The organism is Bacteroides sp. MSK.20.12, from assembly GCF_019052435.1.
Taxonomy (GTDB): Bacteria; Bacteroidota; Bacteroidia; order Bacteroidales; family Bacteroidaceae; genus Bacteroides; species Bacteroides xylanisolvens.
In genome coordinates this window covers 42,058-67,735 of sequence record NZ_JAHQVH010000033.1, presented here as the reverse complement: position 1 = coordinate 67,735, position 25,678 = coordinate 42,058, and the positions used below count along the sequence as shown (strand labels likewise).

Here is a 25,678-nt window from a genome sequence, read left to right as displayed (position 1 = left end):
GTAATCAAGATATTATAGTTGTATTTAGTTCTGCAAAGACTTTGCAGATTTCGTACATTGGTATGCAGACGCAGGAAGTGGCGATAAAGCCCAATTTGCGAGTGGTTCTCAAATCTGATGCACAGCTAATAGATGAGGTTGTGGTAACCGGATATGGGGTAACTAAAAAAGCGGCATTTACGGGATCTGCCCAAACGGTGGATAACAAGGACTTGATGAAAAAAACAGATGCAAACTTTATGAAGTCTTTGGAAGGATCAGTAGCTGGTTTACAGGTAAATAGCTTGACTGGACAACCTGGTGCATACGCTTCTACTACTATTCGTGGAGTTGGTTCAATGAACTCTGGAACCGAACCTTTATACGTAATTGATGGTATTGCCATTTACACAGACAAAATGGGGGCTTATAACAAAGCCGGGACAGGGGATATGGCGGCAAGTCCGATGGCTAATATCAATCCTAACGACATTGAGTCCATCACAGTTTTGAAAGATGCTACAGCTACAGCTATTTATGGAGCTCGTGCAGCGAATGGAGTAATTGTAGTTACTACTAAAAAAGGTAGTCTGGGAAAAGCGCGTTTTAATGTGAATGCAAAAGTCGGAACTAGTTTTGTAGGTAAGATAGATCATAATTATCGTACGACAAATCTGGATAAATACAAAGAGATCTGGACCGAAGGACTAACAAATGCAGGATATGACGGTGAGGATGGCATGACTTCTGCTGAATGGCTGAATGCCTATGTTATGGATTGGTATAATGTGGACTTGACGCAAAATATCAAGAGTGTGGATTGGCTGAAGGAGATTCTGCAAAATGGTTTTTCACAAGAATATGATATCAGTGCTCAAGGTGGGAATGAAAATTTGCGCTATTATATTAGTGGAGGATATTTTCAGAATACAGGTATCGTCATCGGAACTGGAATGAAACGCTATAGCGGACGTATTAGTTTAGATGGAAAAAGCGGGCGGATAGGATATGGACTTTCTGTGAATGGAGCACTCTCCGATATAAACAATACTATGACTGAAAGCCAATATACTAATCCTATTGTAGCAGTATATGACATCCGTCCGTTTGAACAGGTGCGCAATGAAGATGGAACATATAATACAAATGTTAATTATAATCCTGTAGCCATTAACGATAAAGAAAAAGGTGATAAACGCAATCAAAAGCAGATTACATTGGTTGTGAATCCATATTTTACTTATAATATTATTGATGGCTTAACATGGAAGACAAATGCAGGATTGAGCTTAATTGACTTGGACGAGTTCTTTTACAGTTCAATTTATAATCCTCAATATTCCGGTAGCGGTATGCTTGGTCAAAGAAATCAGGAAAGGGCAACAACCTTGACCATTACCAATACCGTAAACTTCAACCGCACTTTCAAAGACATGCATCATTTGAATGTATTGTTGGGACAAGAAGCACAGAAAATATCTTATAGAACAATTTATGCAGCTGCCAGTGGATATCCTAGTGATGCTGTTTTTGAATTGGACAATGCTTCCAAGCCAACAGGGGCGGGATCTTCAACCAAAGCAAGCACTCTTTCTTCATTCTTTATGAATGCAGAATATAACTTGAATGATAAATATTATCTGTCAGGCAGTTTCCGTTATGACGGCTCGTCAAGATTTGGTGTAAACAACAAATGGGCTCCTTTTTGGTCTATAGGAGCAAAATACCGAATCTCTAACGAAAGCTTTATGGAAAATACCAAAAATTGGTTGACAGATTTGACTATCAGAGGTAGTTATGGAACTGTAGGTAATCAGGATATTGGTTATTATGCAGCAATGGGATTGTATAATTATGGATATTCTTATAATGGCAAACCTGGAGCTATTCCTTACCAAATAGCCAATCCGGATCTTAAATGGGAGACTGTTGCGAAAGCCGATATCGGTATCCATGCTGTTTTCTTCGAAAGACTGACACTGGAAGTGGACTATTATAACCAACGGACAAAAGATATGATATTTGATGTACCACTTTCTTACACAACTGGATTCGGATCTATCCTGAAAAATGTAGGTGAGATGGAAAACAAAGGTATAGAATTCTTAATTAACGCTAACGTACTTAGAAATAAAGATTTCAGTTGGGATGTTCGCTTCACTGGTACGGCAAATAAAAATAAAATCATAAAACTTGCCACAGAAAAACCAATTGAGAATACTCTAACTATCAGAAAAGTTGGTGAAGCGTATAATACGTTCTATATGCCGGAATATGCAGGAGTGGATCCTGAAACAGGAGAAGCAATGTGGTATAAAGGACAAGAAGGGGATGAGAAAACAAAAAATGTAAATGAGGCCGGTCAGCGAATTGTAGGTTCTGCCGATCCTAAATTTTATGGTGGCTTTGGAATGAATTTCAAATACAAAGGTTTTGACTTCTCTTTTGATACCAGTTTCACCTTGGGAAATAAAGTATATAACTCCGGATTTGCATTTGATATGCAGGTTGGACATTATTTCTTAGGCCCGGTATCTAACTACGTTTATGACAACCGCTGGCAAAAGCCGGGAGATATAACCGACGTACCCAAATTTGTAGCTGGAGACAACTCGGGAGCAGAAACTAATTCCAGCCGTTTCTTAATGAATGGTTCTTATTTAAGAATGAAATCCATGGTTTTAGGATATACTCTTCCGAAGAACCTTATGAATAAGGTGGCTATTGACAATTTAAGAGTTTATATCTCTGCTGACAATTTGTTCACTATCACTGCTAAAGATTTTATAGGATTTGATCCACAAACCAGATCTACCGGTATGCAGTCTTGGGCATATCCTGTACCTAGAAATATCATGTTCGGTCTTAATCTTAGCTTCTAAAAAAATAACTTTAGAAATTTATGACAATGAAGAAAATATTATTTGCTTTATTAACCGGTTGGATGGCAATTTCATTCACCGCATGCGATGACTTCTTGACAGAAACGCCATCAACTTCTGTTCCGACAGAAGAAGCCTTGGTTACTACCCAAGATTTTCAGAATGCTCTAAATGGTGTATATTACACATTAGGTTCATATCGTTTTCTGGGACGTGATGTATTAGCAATTGGAGATGCGCCAACGGATATCACTTCACATTCCGTTGCAACGTCTCATTTCTATGACATCTTCCGCTATCAGATACTGGATACTAATTCATACATAGAAGAAATATGGGCATACGGATATTGGGCTATCGACCGTTGTGCACGTATCATTAAAGAAGGTGCTTCATTTAAAGAAGTAACAAAGGGGGATCTGGCAGAAGTGGAAGGATGCATCGCTCAAGCCTATGCTATTAAAGCCCTCTGCTCTTTCTATTTGACTAACATGTTTGGTTTGCCATATTCGGAAGCCAACAAAACGACATTAGGTATCGTAAACGTTACTGAACCCGTCCCTGCCTATTCACAGGTGTCAAGAGTCAGTGTAGAACAAAATTATAGCCTGATTCTTGATGATATAACGAAAGCTAAAGAATATTATGCTAAAGAAGGTGTTGAAAATGTAGGTAAACAGTATATGAATACGGCTGCAGTTGCTGCACTTGAAGCTCGCGTAAAACTCTATATGAAAAATTACGAAGGGGCTATTACGGCGGCTCAAGAGGCAATAACCCTAAGTGGTGGTACAATTGTATCAACCAAAGAAGACTATAAGAATATGTACACGACATTGGCTGTTTCGACAGAAGACATTTTCTTTATAGCAAAAGCCGAAGATGATTATTTATCTGCTAATGCTCTGAATACTTTATGGAATAAATACGGTTTGTCTATTAACAGCGCAACAATAGCAGAATATTCATCTAATGATATTCGTCTGGCACTTCTTGGCGGTACGTGGACTGGTGGAAAAATGCGTGGTATCACAACCAATAATCAGATTTCTAACTTGCCGGTTTTCAGACTGCCTGAAATGTATTTAATACAGGCAGAAGCATATGCAAAACAATCAACTCCTGATTATGGTAAAGCTAAAGAAAAACTGTTGGAAGTAGCGGCAAAAAGAAACCCGGATTTGGATGATAGTGAAATTGCAGAGGATCAGACGATTATTGATGTGATTGACAAAGAAAGAAAATTAGAACTGGTTCAAGAAGGACATCGCTTCTTTGATGCAAGAAGATTAGGCAAAATTATTAGTGTGGCAGATGGAGCGTATACTAATTTCAACATTGCCAAATTTGTGTACCCAATACCTTCTTTTGAAGTTAATTCAGGTTTTGGAGTTATACAAACAGAGGGATGGAGTGATAATCTACCTCGATAAAACATTTTTTAATATTGCCTCCATATAAGGATAAGTTTTAAATAAGTAGATGAGACCTGCAATTTTAGAATTAATCGAAATTGCAGGTCTTATTATTTATAAATATATACATAAATAGTTTTACGTAAGAAACATTTACTTCAACATCGTATCGAATAATGGGGAGAAGGAGCACGTCTATTAGACTACAGACGTTATATTGATCCGGAAGACTGGGAAATGACGATGATGATTCCAATGACAGAGTTCGACGGTAATGAAAGCTTAAATATTGCCACTGATCAGAATCCATAAACAATTCACTTCTTTTTAATGAAATAAAAAAGAGTAGATACAATATATCCAATTCCAAGATATAAAAAAGATACTGATTTATAAAGGTAAAAATGAGACTAAACTCTTTGGCAAGCCTTGGAGTTTTAGTCTCATTTCTATTAAGGGGGTTATAAAAAAACTCGGGAATCTATTTTTTACAAAAGTAATTTAAAATAAAATATTCCTGATAGTTGTCATCCATTTACGGCTTTATTTATATATATCTTATTAACTTCTATAAGGGTAGTTCATTTTTTACAGCAAAGATAAATTTCATTTTAAGGACTCTTCAACCCTTCTATCTTTTATCATCAAGGAAGCATCCCCTCTCTCACAATATCCACCAAAATCGGTTTCAATCCGCTGACGAAACATTCCACCGCAATTACCATCAGAATCAATCCCATGAGGCGCATCATTACATTGTTTCCCGTCTCGCCCAATACGTTTACCAATTTCGTAGAAGCACGAAGAATAAAGAAAGTCAGCAGATAAATCAGGGCAATAGTGCCGATCAAAATTCCCTTCATTTCATAAGAATGTGCATCCTGCATCAAGACAATAGCATTGGCAATCGCTCCGGGGCCGCATAACATAGGAATGCCGAGAGGAGTAATGGAGATATCATCCGCATACGTTTTGATTTCTTCATCTTTCAGTTTCATCGGTGTATAACGGGCTTGAAGCATATCAAAGCCGATCTTGAAGATAATCACCCCACCGGCAATACGGAAGCCATTGGTAGAAATACCAAAAAACTTAAAAAGAAACTGCCCGGCAAAGACAAATACCATTATTGTAATAAACGACACAATGGTGGCGCGACGTACGATAGACTGACGTTCCTTATCCGTCATACCATGAGTCATGGTAAGGAAGACAGGCATCGTTCCCAATGGGTTGGTCAATGTAAAGAATGAAGTGAAACAAAGTAAGGCAAAAGGCAGAAGCGTACTATCCATGATTATATCGTATTTTATGCAAAATTAAAACGCAACAAAAATACGACTTAATCCAGAAAACCTATAATAAATCCATTAATTCTTTCAAGGAATGTATGTGATAAGTGGGAAGGAAAGGGAAAGTAGTCCGTTCCGTCACATTGTAAAAAGCCTGATGCATCCCTACTCCGTGCGCTCCGGTTATATCCGCTTCCCAACTGTCACCAATCATCAAGGATTCGCGCAATTCGGATTGAGTGGCAGACAAGGCAAAATTGAATATCGCCGGCCAAGGCTTCAACACTCCGAGATCTTCCGAAAGAATCACTTTTTTGAAATACTCGTCCACTCCTGCCGAACGCATCTTGCATGATTGCAATTCACGGAATCCATTGGAAAGGATATAGAGGTTATATTTAGGAGCAAGATATTCCAATACCTCCTTTGCATGAGGCATTAAAGTACTTTTAGTGGGAATAATCGCAAAAAAATCTTTCGAGAACTGTTCGGCAAGCGCTTCATCTTCCACTCCCACAGCCTGCAAAGGATAAAAGAAACGTTGACGGTTCAATTCATCTTTCGTTATTTTTCCTTCGCCGTACTCAATCCAAAGTTCGGTATTTCTTTGCTGATAAAGGGTATAATAATGATTGAACGAATCAAAATAACGGTCGAACGAATATTTCTGATATACTTCTTCAAAAGTATCACGGGCATTTTGAGAGAAAGCCCAAATGGTATCATCAAGATCAAAAAAGAGATTTTTATATTTCATCAGTAGTTATGCGTATATAGGAAATAAAAAAGCCAATGTGCTAATTTCTTGAATCCAGGAATCAGCACATTGGCAAATCAAAAAGGGATGTCTACCTTATTTTACCTGGATAACCAAGTATCTGGATACACTCCAGAATTCAGTAGGATTAGTAATCTTCAATGTCAACTGGCCTTTGTCATCTTTAACCAATTCATAAGAACCGGACGGATGAGTAGTCAGTAACTCAGCACGTTTAGAGTACAACTTGATTTCTTTGGTTGTACGGATATCGATTTGAGTGAAATAATCCTTATTGAAATCAGCACTCTTCAATACATCTCCGCTCTGAAGAATCTTTTGAGCTTTCAATTCAGATTTAGTACCGAATACGAACCAGGCAGCATTCAGGCTCTTTTCCTGTTCAGCAACGGTTTTAGCTTTCGCTTCGTTTTCTGCAGCCAACGTTTCTTTAGCAGCAGACAAGTCGCTGACAGCAGCATCCAATTCCTGGATACGGATGTTCTTGGAAGCCAGTTCAGTTTGAAGTTCTTCGATACGTTGTTGTTTAGCGTTCAATTCAGCAGTCAAAGCGGCAACAGCTTTTTTCATCTGTGCAGAATTGTAATTACTGTTCTTCAACTGTGCCTGCAACTTTGCAATCTGCGCTTTGTTTTCTTCCATTTGTTTGGAGATGAATTCGATGTCAGAAGCAATCTGTTGCTTGGCGCTGGCAGAGTTTTCAGTGATGGTTCCACGTTGCAAGTCAACACGGCTTTCGGCAGCATTGATCTTACGGAAACCTTCCTGAACTTCATTGAAAGTACCCATCATATCATCCAGTTCAGCATTGCGCTGGTTCAGTTCCATCAAAAGAGAATCATTTTCAGCTTTCAGGTCTTTACTTCCACCTTTAAAGCTATCACACGAAGCTAACATGGCTACGCATACAAATAAAACAGCTAACTTTTTCATACGTTTACGTTTTACGTTTTTTAATGAAATTATTTAATCATCTATTCCTGCTAATACTATCACAATCTCGCCCCGGGGTTCGGTAGCGGTAAAGTGTTCTATCAATTCAGCCAAACTGCCCCGAACTGTTTCTTCGTGGAGCTTGGATATTTCACGCGACACGGTTGCCTGACGTTCAGCACCGAAATATTCGGCAAACTGTGTTAACGTCTTCAACAGACGGTGGGGTGATTCATAAAACACCATCGTGCGGTGTTCTTCCGCCAATGTCTTCAGTCGTGTCTGCCGTCCTTTCTTCTGGGGGAGAAACCCCTCGAAGCAGAACTTCTCGTTCGGCAATCCCGATGCAACGAGTGCCGGAACAAAAGCGGTTGCTCCCGGCAAGCACTGCACTTCAATACCGTTACGCACACATTCACGAACAACCAGAAATCCGGGATCGGAAATTCCAGGCGTTCCGGCATCCGAAATTAGTGCCACCGTTTCACCTGCCTTTATTCTATTAACAACACTTTCCACCGTTTTATGTTCATTAAATTTGTGGTGGGATTGCATTGCATTCTTTATTTCAAAGTGTTTCAACAAGATACCGGAAGTACGTGTATCCTCCGCCAAAATCAGATCGACCTCTTTCAGAACTTTGATAGCCCGAAAAGTCATGTCCTCCAGATTCCCTACCGGCGTAGGCACTACATATAGCTTTCCCATCTTGTTTTTGATTTATGCTGATTGATTAAAAAATTTCTTTAGTAGTTCCAAAAAGTCGTTCACCGCCTCTTTTTCTTCATTTATTTCGACTTTCGAGGACAGAAATGCGACCGCAGTCTTGTAGGACCCCATTACTGATATCTGTTCAATAACACGATTCATCAATTCTGTGTCGCCTCCAAATAGTTCACGAGAAAAACGGAAAGAATCATTCAAGCTGATAGCATGTCGCAAGCCGGCAGATAGTTTGAGACTTTCTCCCAACACTACCGATTTAGGTTCTTCCTCTTTCACAACAGTTTCAACAACAGGCTCCTCAACAATTGCTGGTTCCTCTTTTTTCCCTTCTTCTGTTACCACTACGACTGGTTTCTCTTCCGCAACAATAATCTCTCCTTCCTCATCTTCTTTCACAACAACAGATTCAAGAGATTGTATAATGCTGGGTGAATCTACTTCAGATTCGGCAACTTCATTAGTCTCTTCCACTGTTTCTTCTACAGTTAACGGAGAAGTCACCTGAACCGCATCCACTTCCTGCTGCAGTTCATCCAAACGTCCCTGCATCCGTGTAATACTCCGCTTCAACAGTTCAGACAAAGTCGGAGTCGGCTCCTTGGTAAATGAATCCATGAGATACTTCAACTCATGAACATCCAACTCAATATCTGTTAATAGCTTCTGTTTCATGTCAGTCCATTGTTTATACGGTGCGAATGTAGGAATAATTTATGCAATAACTTAAAATAATGGATAATTTAACAGTTCTTGCACATTGAATTGCTTACCTTTGTCCACACATTTACTTAATCAAGAAAACACAAAATCTCATGGTATTATTTTCAGAAGACCACATACAGGAGACTAGAAGAAGAGGCCGGATCGAAGTAATCTGCGGTTCCATGTTCTCCGGAAAAACAGAGGAATTGATTCGTAGAATGAAGAGAGCGAAGTTCGCGAAACAACGTGTCGAGATATTCAAACCGGCTATCGACACCCGTTATTCAGAAGAAGATGTAGTCTCTCACGACAGCCATTCTATCGCCTCCACTCCCATCGATTCGTCAGCCAGTATCCTACTCTTTACTTCCGAGATAGATGTAGTAGGCATTGACGAAGCACAGTTCTTCGACAGTGGTTTGATTGATGTATGCAACCAGCTCGCCAATAATGGAATCCGTGTTATCATTGCAGGGTTGGATATGGACTTCAAAGGAAATCCATTCGGACCAATGCCGCAATTATGCGCCATTGCCGATGAAGTCTCCAAAGTTCATGCAATCTGTGTGAAATGTGGCCAGCTGGCTTCTTTCTCACATCGTACTGTCAAGAATGAGAAACAGGTTCTTTTAGGCGAAACAGCCGAATACGAGCCTCTGTGCAGGGAATGTTATCTCCGTGCACGAGGGGAAGATGAGCAGAAAGTATAAACTCTATAAAAGAAAAAGATTATGGAAAGGAAAAAGATAACATTCGACAGTTTTATACGCGGTTCTATCGGATGTGTGTTAGTTGTAGGAATATTAATGCTTGTAGAACGCCTTAGCGGAGTGTTATTACCTTTCTTTATTGCGTGGCTGATAGCTTATATGGTCTATCCGTTAGTCAAATTCTTCCAGTATAAGCTACGATTGAAAAGCCGCATTATTTCCATCTTCTGTTCCTTATTCCTTATTACGGTTATCGGAGTCACTTTATTCTACCTATTAGTGCCGCCGATGATTTCGGAAATAGGCAGAATGAACGACTTGCTGGTGACTTACCTCACCAATGGAGCCGGAAACAATGTGCCTAAGAGTCTTTCTGAATTTATCCACGAAAATATCGATCTTCAAGCACTGAACCGTGTATTAAGTGAAGAGAATATCCTGGCGGCAATCAAGGATACCGTCCCCAGAGTGTGGACTTTGCTTGCAGAATCTCTCAACATTCTATTCAGCATCCTTGCCTCCTTCATTATATTATTATATGTAATCTTTATATTATTAGATTACGAAGCGATAGCTGAAGGATGGTTGCATCTGCTACCCAATAAATACCGTACGTTTGCCTCCAATCTGGTTCACGACGTACAGGATGGTATGAACAGATATTTCCGTGGACAGGCTTTGGTTGCTTTCTGCGTAGGTATTCTTTTCAGCATTGGCTTCCTGATTATCGATTTCCCCATGGCTATCGCTTTGGGACTTTTCATCGGAGCATTGAATATGGTTCCCTACTTGCAAATCATCGGTTTCCTGCCCACCATTCTATTGGCAATCCTCAAAGCTGCCGACACCGGACAGAACTTCTGGATTATCATTGCATGTGCATTAGCTGTCTTTGCAATCGTACAAATCATACAGGATACCTTCCTTGTCCCCAAAATCATGGGAAAGATTACCGGACTGAATCCTGCCATCATCCTTTTATCTCTTTCTATCTGGGGTTCATTAATGGGAATGCTCGGTATGATCATCGCCTTACCACTAACAACTTTAATGCTCTCCTACTACCAACGCTTTATTATCAACAAAGAAAAGATAAAATATGATGAAGCCGAAACTACTGATAATCAAGAAACAAGCCATAACGAGGAAAAATAATTGAAACTTTTTTCTACGGAATGCTTGCAAATTAAATAAAAGTAACTACCTTTGCACCCGCAATCAGGAAATAACTGATTCGCAAATAAGGATTGATTCGCTAGCTCAGCAGGTAGAGCACAACACTTTTAATGTTGGGGTCCTGGGTTCGAGCCCCAGGCGGATCACTTAGAAATCAGAGAGTTACACGAAAGTAACTCTCTTTTTTTATGCCTAAATTACGCTGGTTTACATGGTTCAGTTAAACCGAGAGTTAAACCAAGAATGGAAGCAACAGTTAATGTAACCTGTTACAAATCAAAGGTTTTAAAAAATGGCGAATCACCGCTTATGGTGAGAATCTGTAAGAATGGAAAGAAGAAGTACAAGAGCTTAGGAATCTCTGTCAATCCTGCATATTGGGACTTCAAGAAGAACCTACCCAAGCCCAAGTGTCCAAACTATGAAGCATTGCTCATTCTCATAAACGAGAAGATTAACGAGTTTCAAAGAATCATCTTGGATAAAAAAGTCAATAACGCAGAGTTTACTGCTACAACCCTACTCCAATCCACAGACACCTTCCAATCCAAGCACCTCGTATCTGTTGGAGAAGGATTTCTAAACTATATTCAAGCACTTAAAAATGAGAACAGGCTCAGATATGCAGGAATGTTTGAAGTGTCCTACTCATCTTTTATCAAGTTCAACAAGCATCTTGACATGCCATTCTCTGATATAGATGTTGCTTGGTTAAAGAAATATGAGCAGTGGATGAAATCAAACCATTACGCCATAAATACGATAGGCACACGCCTTAGACATCTTCGTGCTGTGTTCAACAAAGCTGTTGAATCCAAGCAGACCACTGCCTATCCTTTCAATTCCTACAAGTTGTCAAAGGTGAATCAGCAGACAGCCAAGAGAGCAATATCCAAACAGGACATTCAAAGAGTTATCAATTATAAAGGTAAATCAGATATGGAACGTTTGGCGATAGACCTGTTCACATTCTCCTACTTCACAGCTGGAATTAATTTCATTGATATGGCCATGCTGGAACGGAGCAACATAGTGGACGGTCAGCTTGTCTATTACAGGAAGAAGACCAAGAAGCAAATCATCATCCCTTTGCAGGATAAGGCTGTTGAGATTATAAAGAAGTACAGTAACGAACATTCGCCTTATCTGTTTCCTGTTCTCTCGCCATTCCACAAGACAGAAGTACAGGTAGCAAACAGACTGCATAAAGTTTTGGCAAAGGTAAACAAGCATCTGAAAGAAATAGGTGAAAAGTTGGAACTGCCTATACCTTTGACTACATACGTTGCACGCCACTCGTATGCGACAGTTCTCAAACGGGCAGGAGTTTCAACAGCTATTATCAGTGAATCTTTAGGGCATAGCTCGGAGAAGATAACTCAGACTTACCTTGACAGTTTCGATAATGAACAGATAGGCAATGCCATGAAGAATTTACTTTGAAACCATTGCAATATGAATGAAAAGTTATATATTTGCATCAATTCTACAACAGTGGTAGAAGATACGGGCTAAGACTTAAATAAGCCCTGTTTTTACTAATGGTTCACGTGACAGTGCAGTTATCAAGTGAGATAATCAAGAAAGGTAACCATAAAAGAAGCTTGTCAGCAATTAAATTCTACTGCATAAGTAGCGGCTTCTGTAACTAAGTTCTCGGAGCAATGACTTCCGAAATTTATTATTGGATGAGCATTCATTCTACCTTGCAAGGGTGAATTGTGTCCAATCGTAAGAAGAACTTGGTTACAGGAGCTTTTTATTTATTCCCCTTAGTCCAATTGTTAAATTTTTAAATTCATCTAATTATGGTAATGAATTTGAAATTCCGAGCAATTGGATTGAGCCACCAATCGGTACTTGTCACTCCGACAGGTCTTAATCGGCTCACGAGTTTTATAACTTTATATGGGTCTGAACTCCATTCTTCGGGTGGGGTAACAAAATCATCACACCCATATAACAACAGGTTCTTTCAAGTTTCTTACCCCCTAAATCCAATGCGCCATGAATGACACTAAGCACAAGACATTGGACGTGGAGCTACTGAACATCCACAAGGGAGAGTATCTATCCGAAGCCTTAAAAAGACAAGGCTACTCCATGCTGCCGAGCAATGCCATTATTAATAAGGTAATGACTGGTACAGGAGCTACTTATATGGAGTTGAACGCAAAGTTAAGTCCGAGAAATTCTATCGTAATCGAACCGTATCGTTCTGCGGTGGAGAACAAAGTGCAAGCGTTTGACGAAGCACAAGGAGTGTTCAAAGAAGTAACCGTTAAGAAACTGACCGCCTACCTCAATAACTCCAATATCAAGTACAAAAAAATTATCACTACTCCCGAAGGGTTTGAAAACAAAGTCTTAAAAGTAGCAAAGCAACTTAAGATGAACATTTACAAGGAATACTTCTGCCTGTTCGATGAATCCGAGCACTTAACAGAAGATACAGACTATCGCAGAAGCATATCCGCCCCGATGAAGGAGTTCTTCAAGTTTGAGGGAAAGGCTCTCGTATCTGCCACTCCGTTAAAGCCAAGCAAGTACACCTTAACCCTGTTCCTGCGCCACCAATTCAAGTGGATAGAAATCAAACCCGACTATGACTATCGGGAGGACATGACTTTGGTAACAACACGTAGCTTTTACAAGCGAGTAAAGCAGGAAGTAAAGAACCTGTTGGATAACAACTCTCCTCATGTGTGCATCTTCTACAAAACGACAGAGGGTATATGTAACATCGTAGAATCATTGCTGCATGACGGAATAATAAAAAAGGACGACTACAAGGTGTTCTGTTCAAGGGACAGTGCCGACAAGCTAAAGAGCCGTTTCTTGGAACACAGTACGGATAAGCTGGAACTTCCTCTAAGAAAGGTGAACCTGTTTACATTAAGGTTCTTCCCGTCAATAGACATCAATCTGAAAGAACTTTGCGATGTGCTGGTGTTGTCGAACTACGATCATGTGAAGCACACCCTAATCAATCCGTTCACCGAAGCTATCCAATGTCAAGGAAGATTCAGACACGTGTTCCCCAACGGGAAGAGGTACAACTCGCTTACGGTTATCGCTTCAATTCCGAATGAACTTAAAGCTAAATCCGATGAAGAAGTACAGGCAGACATCGAAGCGAGAATTAAATGCTACCGAGCCATTCAACAGGAAAAAATAAAAGCTGATGATTCTACATATTATGACAAGGAACTAAAACGGCTACGGCTGAACGAAGTCCTCAATTCCGAACGGAACGGATTTGACAGGTTCGCCATAGAGCAACTATTACTCGACGAGCAGGTGAAAGGATATTACCTCTCACCCAATGCACTTAGACAGGCATACGAAGATACAGGATATTTCAATGTGGACTTCCAACCCGAAGATGAAGCGGTCGGTGAAGATGACATTTACAGAATCAAAGCAGCCAAGACCAAAGAGAAATGGCAGTTCATTGTATCCGTCTTAAGCAACATCAAGGAAGATGAAAATGCTGTACAACTTCTCCGAGCCAAGTGTGTAGAAGAAGAATGGCTCATCAATGCGTTCTTCAAATTGGGGCGAGAAGTTATCGAACAACAGAAGTACAGCAAGACTACAATCAAGAAGCTGTTGGAACAGGCCGAGCAGGAAGAAGCTCTGCAACAAAGATTCAGTTCAAAGTTTCTGTCTGACATGAAAAATGAATTTAAATCGGAAACAGGTAGCGATTTATATATCCTCGTAAATAATGTACTTGATAGAATTTCTTACCTGTTGAACTGTTACGGAATAACCTACTCCCGATATGGAGACGGTAAGAAAGATGCAACGTGCAAGTTGTCCGAAGCTCTTATCAAAGATTATTTCGATGTGAAGCGCAGCAATCGGAACGGTGCTAAAATCAAATTGGAGAGGTTCAAAGATGAATTGCTGAACTGACACTAATTGAAGCAACGGGTGGCGCAGCCGCCCGGTGCTTCGCACCGTCCGACTGCACCCCTCTTTTAGTCCCCCTCATGCTTGTCGAAGAAAAAAGAATGCTTTTATAATTGCACTATCACCTCACATCATCTATTAAAAAGACATTCTTTGTTGGCAGAGTATATGTTCACAATTCTATTCCCGTAGCCGACCGATTACTCACTAATACTCCGAACTTCCTTTGATTGAATATTTAGGGAAAGACATAGAACGAGCCTTAGATGCAAGCGAAGAAATTCACTTGTGTTTAGGGTTTGTTCTTGTTAAATCCATTCAATCAATAACCCTTTAAATTTCAATTATAGATAGATTATGAAAGCTGATTACACAGTTGGAGAAGTGGAACTTACTTACAAATCCACATCAAAAACTCGGAGTAAAATTTATAGCTCGGAGGATGCTTACAAGGTCTTACTCCCCACATATAAGGAGGGTACAATCTGTTACAAAGAATATTTCAAAGTCTTGTTCCTAAACCAATCCAGCCAAGTTTTAGGTTACACTCTCATATCAGAGGGAGGGATAACAGACACAACCGTAGATGTCAGAGTAATTCTACAAGCTGCATTGCTCACCAATTCAGTAGCTATCATTCTTGCTCATAACCATCCAAGTGGTAACATGAAACCAAGTAGGCAGGATATGGAGATTACTAAACAGGTCAAAGAAGCTGCAAGACTTATGAGAATAACAGTAACAGACCACCTCATATTAACAGATGCAGGATATTATAGCTTCGCTGATGAAGGACAGTTATAGCGTATCATCTTAAAAGGACATTCAATTTTTAAGTTGGGTGTCCTTACTTACATAAGCTGAATGTTCGTTCAGCATTTGTAACCAACTATTAATAATTGTGAATTATGAAGACATACATAGCATATCTAAGGCAATCCACCATGAAACAACAAATCTCTGGTCTTGGTGTAGAAGCACAACGAGAGATTATACACAACCATGTAAAGAATAAGCTTATACTTGCTGAATATATTGAAACGGAGAGTGGGAAGAAATCTAACAGACCTCAACTCCTTGCAGCTTTAGCGATGTGCAGGAAAACAAATTCTATTCTGATTGTAGCCAAATTGGATAGGTTGTCAAGGAATGTAGCGTTTACTTCAAAGCTGTTAGAAAGTGATGTTGAGATTGTGTTCTGTGACTTCCCGCAAGCTAACAGATTAATTCTGCATATCATCAGTAGCATAGCCGAATATGAAGCAGGACTAATCAGTCAGAGAACCAAACAGTCACTTCAAGCCAAAAAAGCAAGGGGTGTGCAGCTTGGTAAATCGGAGAACTTGATGAATAAATTTGAACAAGCTGTTCAACATAGTATCGTTACCAACAAGGCTAAAGCGGAGAACAATCCAAATAACATGAGAGCGATAGCACTGTTACGGTCACTATCAATACAAGGCAAATCATTATCCGAAATGACTTGTCTGTTGAATGAGCAAGGCTTTGTTACATCTAAGGGATGTAGGTTTCAAATTACACAAGTCAAGAGGTTGCTTGTCAGAGCAGGATTGATGTCGTGAAGTCACTTTGAAAGGCAGGACAAACAAGGAGCAAGGTCAGTCTTATATACCCCAATCTAAATTTGTCCTACCCCAAAATTCAGACGGAGAAACAGAGTTTAGCTTTATAAATTCATACGGGTAACAATTTCTAAAATTCACTTCTTATAAGAGGATTTATCATTTTGATACCCACATGGATTCACAGAGTTCAGATGCAACTCTGATTAAATATCTCATTCAGACTATGTTTGAGAGCAGAGAATTTACTATTAATCCACACTTCATACCTATTAATTTAGAACCTTTCATTATCTTTGCACCAATTCCAATGAACTAATGAGATAGGGAGTTGGAAGGACATATTTAACGAAAGGTGTTATTGAAATTATCTTCCATTCTCAAATCTCGCAAATTTGACAACGGTACGAAGATGATAGCAGTAGCACCACATCATTTGATATATACCTACCTTATATATTCTTATAAGGCTTTAGATATTGTCAAATTGGTGTGGGCTATTGTTTTATCCGTACCAAAGGCAATGCGAGAGCCAGAGAATGAGATAAGACAGTATGTTCCCACACCTTTTTTATTGTAACAGCTTATCCATAGGGAACAGGTGGGCATAATATCATTATCATTATGAAATACTTGTTTATCTTTTTACTTATCATTGCATTTACCAGTTGTGGTAATTCTAACAAAACCGTCAATAGCGAGGATACTGAAACCGTCAATGGTTACAGATATGAAAAAGGCAGCGATGAAGCCTTTACAGGTACAGTTAAATTTAAGAACGGTACAACAAAGGAATATAAGGACGGCAAAGTCACATCAAGAACAATCTATCATGAGAATGGACAGCCTGCTTCTACCAAATATAAAGATGAGAATGGACGCTATTACAAGAAAGTGGAATATGACAAATCGGGCAACAAGATTGATGAAAAAGTTTATGAATAAACCTTATCAGCATATCTAAATGACAACGGACATAGTAGTTTATAATCGTAAATAATAATCAATTTAACAACAATGAAAACTTTAAGATTAATTGGAACGACCTTATTAATGGTCATGTTGGCTGTAAACTTTACAGCGTGTAGCGATGATGAAGATGAACAGACAATCATTGAACAAGCCAACCTTATAGGTAAATGGCAGTCCACTTGGGAGAAGATTCACAAAGTGGAGAATGGTAAAGAAGTAGTTACTTCTGATGAAGCATATACCAATGGTTTATGGGAGTTCAAGGCTGACGGTACTTGCATAGAAAGTTATGTGGACGGTGGACATACAGAAACAAGTCGTTGGTCTTTGAAAGACAATAAGCTGACTATCTCTTACAGTGACGGCTATTCAGATGTCCTTACTATCAATGAACTTACAGCTAATAAATTGGTTCTCGCCTTTGAGGATTGGGATACAATGGATGATGGTAGCGAGGAGTTGGACGATATTACTACGACCACCTACAAGAAGATTAATTAATTACTCAATCTACTTGGACGGAACAGCATTTGAGGAAACTCTTATGCTGTTTTTTATGGGGTACGAATATTGAAATATTCTTCTTTATATGGAGAATTGACAAATTCATACCCACATAAGTTTTAACTCACAATTAGCATACCTAATGAAGTAATCTAATTGTGATGTTCTATTACCCGTACTAATTCAATTTAAGAGTGGCTATTTCCTCTAAATTATAGCAGGAGATAAGCCATTTCAGAGATAGTAAATTTAATGTTAAATCAATGAACCAGTTAAACCGAGAGTTAAACCAAAGGTAGAATAACTGAGAATTTGTGCAACTACTGATTAAAGGATAAGATTCGCTTGCTCAGCAGGTTGCATTTGAAAGTCGAGCCGTAGGCGAAGGCTTTTAAATGCCTTGAGAGACAACACTTTTAATGTTGGGGTCCTGGGTTCGAGCCCCAGGCGGATCACTTTTTAAAACAGCAAAAATGCATAAAGCTCTGACAATCATACATTATCAGGGCTTTTTCTTTTATATCAAACCTGCATTTTACCACGAATTGGAGCACCTAATACAGATGATTCCTATCGATGATGAAAGACAAAAACTAAAACCAAAGCGGAAAAAGAAAAAACGTAGACTGTAATCATTTCTACATAAATAATAGCATTTTAATTCAAATAATCTCATACTCCACTTTGTGTTATTCTTGTAACACGCTAATAATCAGCAATATTATTTATTATTTCATTCATTCATTGGATAGAAAGCCAAAAACCACTATCTTTGTTTCCATAGAAAGTCAATATTATAACATTAGATATGAATTCAAAGGACAGTTCAATATTTCAAGTTTTGAATCTATCTGAATACCAACAAAATCTGTATTCAGTGAAGTCCTCATATACAGACGAGCAGTTAGAATTTTACAAGATGCAAGCTAAAATTGTAAGTGCGAACTATTTCTATTGCTTCAATAGTATTATTGAAAATCAGCCTATTCCATATATATATGTATACGACCAACGATCATCTTACAAAGAACAAGAAATTGATCTAGTTAAAATAAACAAACAGCTATGGACTCTAGGAGAAATAGCACTTGCTCTCATTGTTTATGATGATGGATTCAAAATAATAGACACAAGAAATCCAATAAAGAGTGTATCTGAGCCTTCTTTTTTAGATGGCATATCACAAGCGATAAAAAGAATCGATTCAACTTTAAAGAATAGAATATTTGAAGGACAGATTTTAGAAGAATCACCTGCTAATTATATTAGTGTATCACCGTATCAAAAACTATTAGACCACATTGAAAAGAGAATACTAAAAAAGAGTAAAAAAACAAATTGTAAACCAGAACTATTAAAGAAACTTTTAGTCAAATTTATACTAATCAAGTATCTTGAAGAACAAACAGATAATAACGGAAATAGTGTATTTGAAGACTGCTTTTTTGATAAATTTATCACCAAAGATAGAAACAACAATACTCTATTTAATAATTATACATTTTGTGATGTTCTAAGAGGTAATAATATAATAGGACTGCTATCATTCCTCAATTCTAAGTTTAACGGAGGGATATTTAAAATTAGCGAACAGGAAGAAAGAGAGTTACAAGCGGCAGACTTTAGCATTGTCGCCGATGCACTTGATGGGAATAAAGATATTGATGGGCAAATGTCCATATGGCGCTATTACGATTTCAACCTTCTTCCTATTGAATTTATTAGCCGTTTATATGAACGCTTTGTAACTTCTGTCACAGGAAAGCAAAAAAGCACTGGGGCTTATTACACACCACCACATCTTGCAAGACTTCTTATAGATGAATTATTACCTTTCAATAAATCAATCAATTTTGAAAATTTTAAGATTTTAGATCCATCATGTGGCTCAGGGATATTTCTTGTTTTAGCATACAAAAGACTGATAACTTTATGGATGTTAAAAAAGCACAAACAACTTATTGAGGGAGAGGAAGCTATTAATGATATAAAAAAAATCCTACTTAACTGCATCTATGGAGTAGACATAAATGAAGATGCATTATCTATTACAGCAACTTCGTTGCAAATAGAACTTTGTAGTCATATACGACCAAAAGAAATTTGGGACAAATTAACTTTCGACAATTTAGAGGAACATGGAAATCTTACAAATTTAGGTTTTTTTAAATGGTATAAATCCGTATCTTTCAAATTCGATGTTATAGCGGGAAATCCGCCATTCAACATTTCAAAGGAAGAACAGGAAAATAATATAAGAATAGAAAAAGATGATGATTTTTCAAAAGAAAAATACAAAGATTATAGAGGAAAACTGCAAGCTTTCCCTTATAATAATCCAGCATTAATATTTTTGTATAGATGCCTAACTGAGCTTTTAAAGAATGATGATAGCACTTTATTTATGGTTATGCCTTCGTCATCATTTTTATACATGCCTTCATCTGCTGAATATAGGAAAAGTCTTGTTTACTTTTGGAATATAGAACGAATATATGATTTTACTCCATTAATCAATCATTTATGGGGCAAAAAGAAGGTGGCGACTATAGCAGTCAAAATATCAAATAAATATTTTAACTCATCAAAACCAATAGAGCATATTATCGTTCGCAATTCATCAGCAAATGAGAAGGGAGCGATACGTTTTCAGATTGATAAATACGACAGATTTTATGTACCTATTGATTTTGTATATACCAAAGATTATATATGGAAAATTAATTTATTAGGAGGAGGATATTTAAGAATTTATTTTGAGAAATATCAAAACGGATTCATACATATTGAAGATTTCATAAAATCTAACAAATGGAAAAAATCTAATGGCTCAAGAGAAGATAATTCGTCTGATAAACAGATCGATATGTATGAAAAAAAAATCCTTGATTCCGATCTTTTCATTTCAGATAAGATTACTAGAAATATGATTTTTGTAGAAAAAGAGCATATTTTTAGAAGACCTATACCTGATGAAGTTTTAAATGCTCCTAATATACTAATTAGGCTAAACATTAATCATCAGATACCAATTTCTTACAATACTCAGTACAATGTACACTTTCGTCCAGGAGTCTTAGGCTTAAAGGGTGATAATAATTTGTTAATGCAAAAATTTGTATCCGCTTTTGTTGCGAATAGAAATTTATATATGTTATTAATAAAAGCAAGTTCCCCTAAAATTTTTATACAACAAAGTAATAGCTATACTATTGATGGTAACGATATATTAAGTCTTCCTATAAACATAGATAATGAAGGATATCCTATCCCATTTAAGCAAATGGATGGAATTGAAAAATCTGTTATAGAAGATACATTATTGTTATCTGACAATCTAAACAATTCATCATCAGTTATTTTCAATAAAATCAATCCCAATTTATTATCTAATTATTGTGATGCTTTTTGTGAAATACTTAACTTAACATATGAAGATGGAGAGTACAAATTTCGGGCTATACGACAGATAATTAATGACGATTATGTATGGACAACATTTGAACATACCAATAACAAGAAAGAAATAGAGACTATACTTACAAATTCAAACAAAATAGAATTTGATAAAATTTTCTACGATGAAATTTTCAATAATGCACTGACAATAAATAGAATTATAGTATACTATGGAAAAAATAATCAGATAAGTTTGATTAAGCCAAATAAGACTAAATATTGGATGCAAACCATAGCGTATCGAGATGCGGAAAATGCTAAAAGTGACATGTTTAAAAACGGATATTAAATTATGCAATTTGACTATATAGACCATTCTCATAAATATATAGATGATATTCTTTATATAATTAGACTAGGACTAAAACAGAGAAGTAGTGTACTTAATCGAAAAACACGAGAAGGCATAAACACCCAATCATTAGTTGATGCTTTTAATGTTATTGGCTTAACAAACACTGTGCGTAAAGTAAAAATTGGTGTACAAAAAGAGCATGAACGAGAAGATGGCAAAGGAAAAGAGGATATATACTTCTATTTGAATGACGACAAATATACACGCATATTCTACGCCGAAGCAAAGCGACTTCCAATGCCTCGCTATAAAAACAAAGAAGAATACGTAACAGGAAATAGTACAACTAACAACCCGTCTGGAGGAATACAACGCTATAAATTAGGATTCCACGGTGATGAACATCTGAACAATAATGGAATGTTTGCATATATTGAGAATAAATCGATTGAAGAATGGCTTAAAATCATCAACGATAAAATATTGAATGAATATCCTAATGATTCACCATTGATTTTAACCAATAAAATAAACGAATATACCTCCACCCATACATATGAAAACCATGAAGGATATTTTACAATGTATCATTTCTGGATTGACTTAACAAGAAATTGATTACAGAATAGCTTATAAAAAACGTGTTGTATTTTGGTTAAATGGAATATTTTTTTCACATTTGCACAAGCATCGTTCTTATAGCGAGCAAAACGATAAAACATAATCGTGTGCTAAATCATGTGGATTTCCAAATGGATGAAACTATAAAACGGTGATAATCAACAGAGATAATATAATAATTCTCTTGCTGCTGGCAATAAATGTGAAATTCTATATTTTGTAAATATGAAGAAGAGTAGCTATCTTTCCCTTCAGTATTCTCCATGAGCAAACTACTGCAAAAGCACGTAGCAAATTAGTGGGATAAATCATGGGATATGCTTGAAGCTAAAAATATAAAGTTTTAAATATCAGCATGGTAATTCCTATTGGAGAATCCCAGGCGGATCACCAAGAAAATCCCTTGATAATCTTAAGTTATCAGGGGATTTTTCTTAAAACAATATTTCCAATCCTACTCCCGCAAAAATTGGCTCAGTCTGAAAATTTGGGAGATTTGATTCAGGGCAATCACATCCTTAAAAAAAGATTCATTCCGGTGCGGATTTGAATTAAATATTACATAGTGAAAAAACATCTATCATAAGTATCATTCATTTTAATAATTTTCTCATTATCAAAAGAATAAGTATGACAGATAGCTTTTTAAAAAGGTATCTATCATACTTTTATCAGCAAAAATAGGTAAGCGTCTCGGCGATGCCGTCCCCCCCCTCAAAAAAAATAGAAGTAGCATCTCCTCTTTATGTTTCGATCCTACTTCTATTTTCTTTCCATTTGTCCGGCAATAAATTTCTATATACCTTTATGTCCGTATTTGGTGGTAGCTTTGCCGCTTTATTGATTACCTCCGTGATATATTCGAAGGTATTTATTCCCTGCATTCTGCATGAACAGGCCAGCGAATAAAATAAGGCACCTCTTTCCGCCCCCTTATGGCTTCCAAAGAAAAGGGAATTTCTTCTGGACAGTGATATATATCGGTTGTACCGCTCGACCAAATTATTGTCCAAGTAGTAATATCCTTCAGTAAAGATGCCCTTAATGGCCTCCCATTGCGAGAGCATATAGTCAACCGCTCCCGCCATCTCACTTTTGGGAAGCAAGTCAGGCTTACTCTTTATCCTGAGCAGTTCCCGTTTTATTTCGCTGAGTATCTGCGGCGCATACCTTTTCCGGTGCCTGAGGTTATCCTTGTCTGTCCATCCCTGTCGACCAACACAGTGTTCATGTTCTTTTTGATACAGCTTGTTCGTCAGTTCAACGATCTTTTGTGCTTCCGGTTCCTCCTGTACCTCAAGAAACTTCCTTTTGACATGCTGCAGGCAGGCGATTCTTTTAATTCCCGGATAGGCGTCACTTTCCAATTTTCTATACGGACTGTATGCGTCACTTTGTACTGTCCCCTCATATTCGGAAAGAAGGTCAAAAAGCACCTTCCCGCTACGGGAGCCATTCTCGTAGAGGTACAGTATCAATTTCTGCTTGACCGCGACGGCCGCCCAGATATACCCCTGCCTTACCCCTTCGCCTCTACTGTTCTTCTCTTCCACAAGGACTTTGTGGTAACTTTCATCACAACAAAGATAAGAGTCTTCAAGCACGGCCATTCTCAACGCCCTGTAAAGGTTTTCCAACACTTCGGCCGCTCTGCCCAGCAGGTGATGCGCGGTGGGCTTTTCAAGCTCAAATCCGCTTTCACGGAAGAAGCCGATAATCCGCTCCACACTCATAGAGTAGATATAGCGCAACTGGCATAAACCCGCTACAAAAGATCCGTCGTAGTTTGAGTTAAGGAAAGGTGCCTGGGGAGCGGAACCGCAGAAGACTGTTCCGTTTAAGCTATAAATGTTTTGCCGGTAGACAAGCTTTTCAAATTTCGGAGGAGTGTAGACATAACGGATAGAATCACGGTATCCCATGAATTTGGCAAGGGATATGCTGAAAAGGGGATGTTCGGGATTGACTTCGATTACCTTCTCTTCCAGTTCAAAATGCTCCTTGCGTTTGGATTTATTGTTTCCCCGCTCTTTGGGAGAAGGGCATGGACGGGAAGGAGACGTCTGCCGGACCGCCTCCGCTTTACCCGGTACCTGCTTTTCAGACTCGTTGCTTATAAGTTTGCCTAAGCCACGACTGATGTTCTCCTGTTTTTTCAGTTTACCATTTTTCAAGGTCAACGCCTCTTCTAATGAATGGACACTTTCGGTTAATTGCCGGACCTGCATCGTCAATTCGCAGATAAGCAGCTGCCCATGCTCCTCACGCCTGGCAGCCGCTTCAAGCTGTTCTTTTAAAGATCTGATTTGATCCTCCAGAAGTTCTATGAGTCGGTCCTTTTGCATGTGTCAAAGATAAGAAAAAAGAACCGGAAGACAAAGAAATCAGCGAAGTATTTGCAATATAACATATTGATATATAGATTATTATATCAGCATATCACTTCAACCGGAACCGTTTCCTGCATTTGGCAGACCGGAGCGAGACGCCCTGCATTATCAAAAGAAAAGTCTTCCATGAGAGCTCATAAGACCCTGTATCGGGATTAAAACGGGCAACCTCAAAGGTACCTTCTTCCAGTCGTTTCTGATAGAGAATAAAACCGTCCGTATCCCACCGCAAAATTTTAACCATGTCACGTTTGCGGGAGAAAAACACAAATACATCACCCGAAACGGGAGAAAGGGACATGTCGGACTTGACAAGCCGGTAAAGCCCGGTCATGCCTTTACGCATATCAACATAATGCTGGCACAGATAATAATGCATGCCATCGGTTAAAGCAAACATGACTCTTCCTCCTGAATTTTACTGTTATAACGGTCGATAAAACGGCTGACGCTAAAAGAGCTGCCTTGCTTGATAGAGATAGTCACTCCGTCAGGGAAAGTGATGGTAACCCCGTAAAGCATATCCGGAGAGGAGGAAGGGGAAGAGCAGACCGGAAACAAACGGCTGAAAGAGGATGCAGGCTCTTTAGCGGTGGCGACGGAAGAGGAGGGACGCAACTCACGGATACTGATGCCGTGACGGGAAAGCCAAAGACACATACCATGGTAGTTTACATGTCGTTCACAGCAATAACTACGAAGAGTTAAGGCAGGAGAAGAACATAAACAGGATTTATAATCCGATAAGGTACGGGTGTACAAGTCATGTGCAGTCATAAGATGTGTTTTTTTATTATGACGCAAAGCTAAAAGGAAAAATTAAGATAGAAAATATGGCATCGTCGAGACGCTTACAAAAATAGATTATCTATCATCAGCAAAATAGCCGAATAAAGGCCCTATATAGATAAGATAGCTTGTTTTTGTTGCAATGAACCTGTATAAATCCGATGATCATGGCTTAATAATCCAACTTTAACGGTGATAAGTTTATAGCCCACGTATGTAGGCTGTACAGCCTACATACGTAAACCGTACAGCCTACAGATGCGGGCTGTATAGCCTGCATACGTGGGCTATAGACACATCACCGCTCCCAATAGATTATTAAGCTGCCAAATACAGGTTGTCGTCCTATAAAACGTGCATTCTTATGCTTTTAAATGGATAATCTCACCTAATACTACACTAAAATAGACAAAGTATAGGCATGATAGATAGCTGTTTTTTGCAATAAAAGTATGATAGATATCTTTTTTAAAAGCTATCTATCATGTTTATTCTTTTGATAATGAGAAAATTATTAAAATGAATGATACTTATGATAGATGTTTTTTCACTAT

20 protein-coding genes and 1 tRNA gene are annotated in these 25,678 nt (G+C 38.2%); 13 read left to right on the top strand and 8 right to left on the bottom strand.

The window, feature by feature from the left end; genetic code table 11:
- Nucleotides 1-2,861 (top strand): TonB-dependent receptor (locus KTR06_RS16760; RefSeq protein WP_217290594.1); only part of this gene is annotated, 2,861 nt, incomplete at its 5' end.
- A 20-nt stretch (nt 2,862-2,881) separates the two neighbouring features.
- The gene (locus KTR06_RS16755) at nt 2,882-4,294 is read left to right on the top strand and encodes a RagB/SusD family nutrient uptake outer membrane protein (RefSeq protein WP_120067854.1); all 1,413 of its coding nucleotides are present in this window, start codon (nt 2,882-2,884) and stop codon (nt 4,292-4,294) included.
- A gap of 626 nt (nt 4,295-4,920) precedes the next feature.
- Here the strand turns inward: KTR06_RS16755 and KTR06_RS16750 are convergent.
- The 5 genes from KTR06_RS16750 to KTR06_RS16730 all read right to left on the bottom strand — a co-directional run bounded on the left by KTR06_RS16750 (nt 4,921) and on the right by KTR06_RS16730 (nt 8,677).
- Nucleotides 4,921-5,571 carry a MarC family protein gene (locus KTR06_RS16750; RefSeq protein WP_004323496.1) on the bottom strand — a complete coding sequence of 217 codons (651 nt, stop codon included), beginning with the start codon at nt 5,569-5,571 and terminating at the stop codon, nt 4,921-4,923.
- Nucleotides 5,572-5,632: 61 nt separating this feature from the next.
- Nucleotides 5,633-6,325: a YjjG family noncanonical pyrimidine nucleotidase gene (locus KTR06_RS16745; RefSeq protein WP_120067851.1), complete on the bottom strand. Its 693-nt coding sequence runs from the start codon at nt 6,323-6,325 to the stop codon at nt 5,633-5,635.
- A 96-nt stretch (nt 6,326-6,421) separates the two neighbouring features.
- The gene (locus KTR06_RS16740) at nt 6,422-7,279 is read right to left on the bottom strand and encodes a hypothetical protein (RefSeq protein ID WP_004299178.1); all 858 of its coding nucleotides are present in this window, start codon (nt 7,277-7,279) and stop codon (nt 6,422-6,424) included.
- Between the two features lie 33 nt (nt 7,280-7,312).
- On the bottom strand, nt 7,313-7,987 hold the full coding sequence (gene rsmI, locus KTR06_RS16735; protein WP_004299177.1) for a 16S rRNA (cytidine(1402)-2'-O)-methyltransferase: 675 nt from the start codon (nt 7,985-7,987) through the stop codon (nt 7,313-7,315).
- A 12-nt stretch (nt 7,988-7,999) separates the two neighbouring features.
- Complete coding sequence (locus tag KTR06_RS16730; RefSeq protein ID WP_120067848.1) at nt 8,000-8,677, bottom strand: hypothetical protein; 678 nt, start codon at nt 8,675-8,677, stop codon at nt 8,000-8,002.
- 140 nt (nt 8,678-8,817) lie between these two features.
- Between KTR06_RS16730 and KTR06_RS16725 the strand changes: the two genes are divergently transcribed.
- From KTR06_RS16725 to KTR06_RS16675, 11 genes are all read left to right on the top strand, one after another.
- A complete protein-coding gene (locus KTR06_RS16725; protein ID WP_004299175.1) occupies nt 8,818-9,417 on the top strand; it encodes a thymidine kinase in 600 nt (199 codons plus the stop codon).
- A gap of 21 nt (nt 9,418-9,438) precedes the next feature.
- The gene (locus KTR06_RS16720) at nt 9,439-10,572 is read left to right on the top strand and encodes an AI-2E family transporter (protein ID WP_004315221.1); all 1,134 of its coding nucleotides are present in this window, start codon (nt 9,439-9,441) and stop codon (nt 10,570-10,572) included.
- A 94-nt stretch (nt 10,573-10,666) separates the two neighbouring features.
- Nucleotides 10,667-10,739, top strand: a tRNA-Lys gene (locus tag KTR06_RS16715).
- A gap of 97 nt (nt 10,740-10,836) precedes the next feature.
- A complete protein-coding gene (locus KTR06_RS16710; RefSeq protein WP_217290593.1) occupies nt 10,837-12,036 on the top strand; it encodes a site-specific integrase in 1,200 nt (399 codons plus the stop codon).
- Between the two features lie 564 nt (nt 12,037-12,600).
- Complete coding sequence (locus tag KTR06_RS16705; RefSeq protein ID WP_217290592.1) at nt 12,601-14,514, top strand: DEAD/DEAH box helicase family protein; 1,914 nt, start codon at nt 12,601-12,603, stop codon at nt 14,512-14,514.
- 354 nt (nt 14,515-14,868) lie between these two features.
- Entirely contained in the window at nt 14,869-15,315 is a 447-nt protein-coding gene (locus tag KTR06_RS16700; RefSeq protein ID WP_118216489.1) for a JAB domain-containing protein, read from the top strand.
- A 104-nt stretch (nt 15,316-15,419) separates the two neighbouring features.
- Entirely contained in the window at nt 15,420-16,094 is a 675-nt protein-coding gene (locus tag KTR06_RS16695; protein ID WP_172778622.1) for a recombinase family protein, read from the top strand.
- A 624-nt stretch (nt 16,095-16,718) separates the two neighbouring features.
- Nucleotides 16,719-17,039 carry a hypothetical protein gene (locus tag KTR06_RS16690; protein ID WP_117573741.1) on the top strand — a complete coding sequence of 107 codons (321 nt, stop codon included), beginning with the start codon at nt 16,719-16,721 and terminating at the stop codon, nt 17,037-17,039.
- A gap of 72 nt (nt 17,040-17,111) precedes the next feature.
- Nucleotides 17,112-17,567, top strand: a complete 456-nt coding sequence (locus KTR06_RS16685; RefSeq protein WP_117917800.1) for a lipocalin family protein — start codon at nt 17,112-17,114, stop codon at nt 17,565-17,567.
- A 922-nt stretch (nt 17,568-18,489) separates the two neighbouring features.
- The gene (locus KTR06_RS16680) at nt 18,490-21,318 is read left to right on the top strand and encodes a class I SAM-dependent DNA methyltransferase (protein ID WP_165861902.1); all 2,829 of its coding nucleotides are present in this window, start codon (nt 18,490-18,492) and stop codon (nt 21,316-21,318) included.
- A gap of 3 nt (nt 21,319-21,321) precedes the next feature.
- Nucleotides 21,322-21,942 carry a hypothetical protein gene (locus tag KTR06_RS16675; RefSeq protein WP_217290591.1) on the top strand — a complete coding sequence of 207 codons (621 nt, stop codon included), beginning with the start codon at nt 21,322-21,324 and terminating at the stop codon, nt 21,940-21,942.
- A 746-nt stretch (nt 21,943-22,688) separates the two neighbouring features.
- Here KTR06_RS16675 and KTR06_RS16670 read toward each other — a convergent pair.
- The 3 genes from KTR06_RS16670 to KTR06_RS16660 form a co-directional block, all read right to left on the bottom strand.
- Complete coding sequence (locus KTR06_RS16670; protein ID WP_120070833.1) at nt 22,689-24,290, bottom strand: IS66 family transposase; 1,602 nt, start codon at nt 24,288-24,290, stop codon at nt 22,689-22,691.
- 94 nt (nt 24,291-24,384) lie between these two features.
- Nucleotides 24,385-24,735 (bottom strand): IS66 family insertion sequence element accessory protein TnpB, encoded by a 351-nt coding sequence (gene tnpB, locus KTR06_RS16665; protein WP_120070836.1) that lies wholly within the window; start codon nt 24,733-24,735, stop codon nt 24,385-24,387.
- Nucleotides 24,723-25,112 (bottom strand): hypothetical protein, encoded by a 390-nt coding sequence (locus KTR06_RS16660; RefSeq protein ID WP_120070838.1) that lies wholly within the window; start codon nt 25,110-25,112, stop codon nt 24,723-24,725. Before KTR06_RS16660 ends, tnpB begins: the two co-directional genes overlap by 13 nt.
- Between the last annotated feature and the right edge of the window lie 566 nt (nt 25,113-25,678).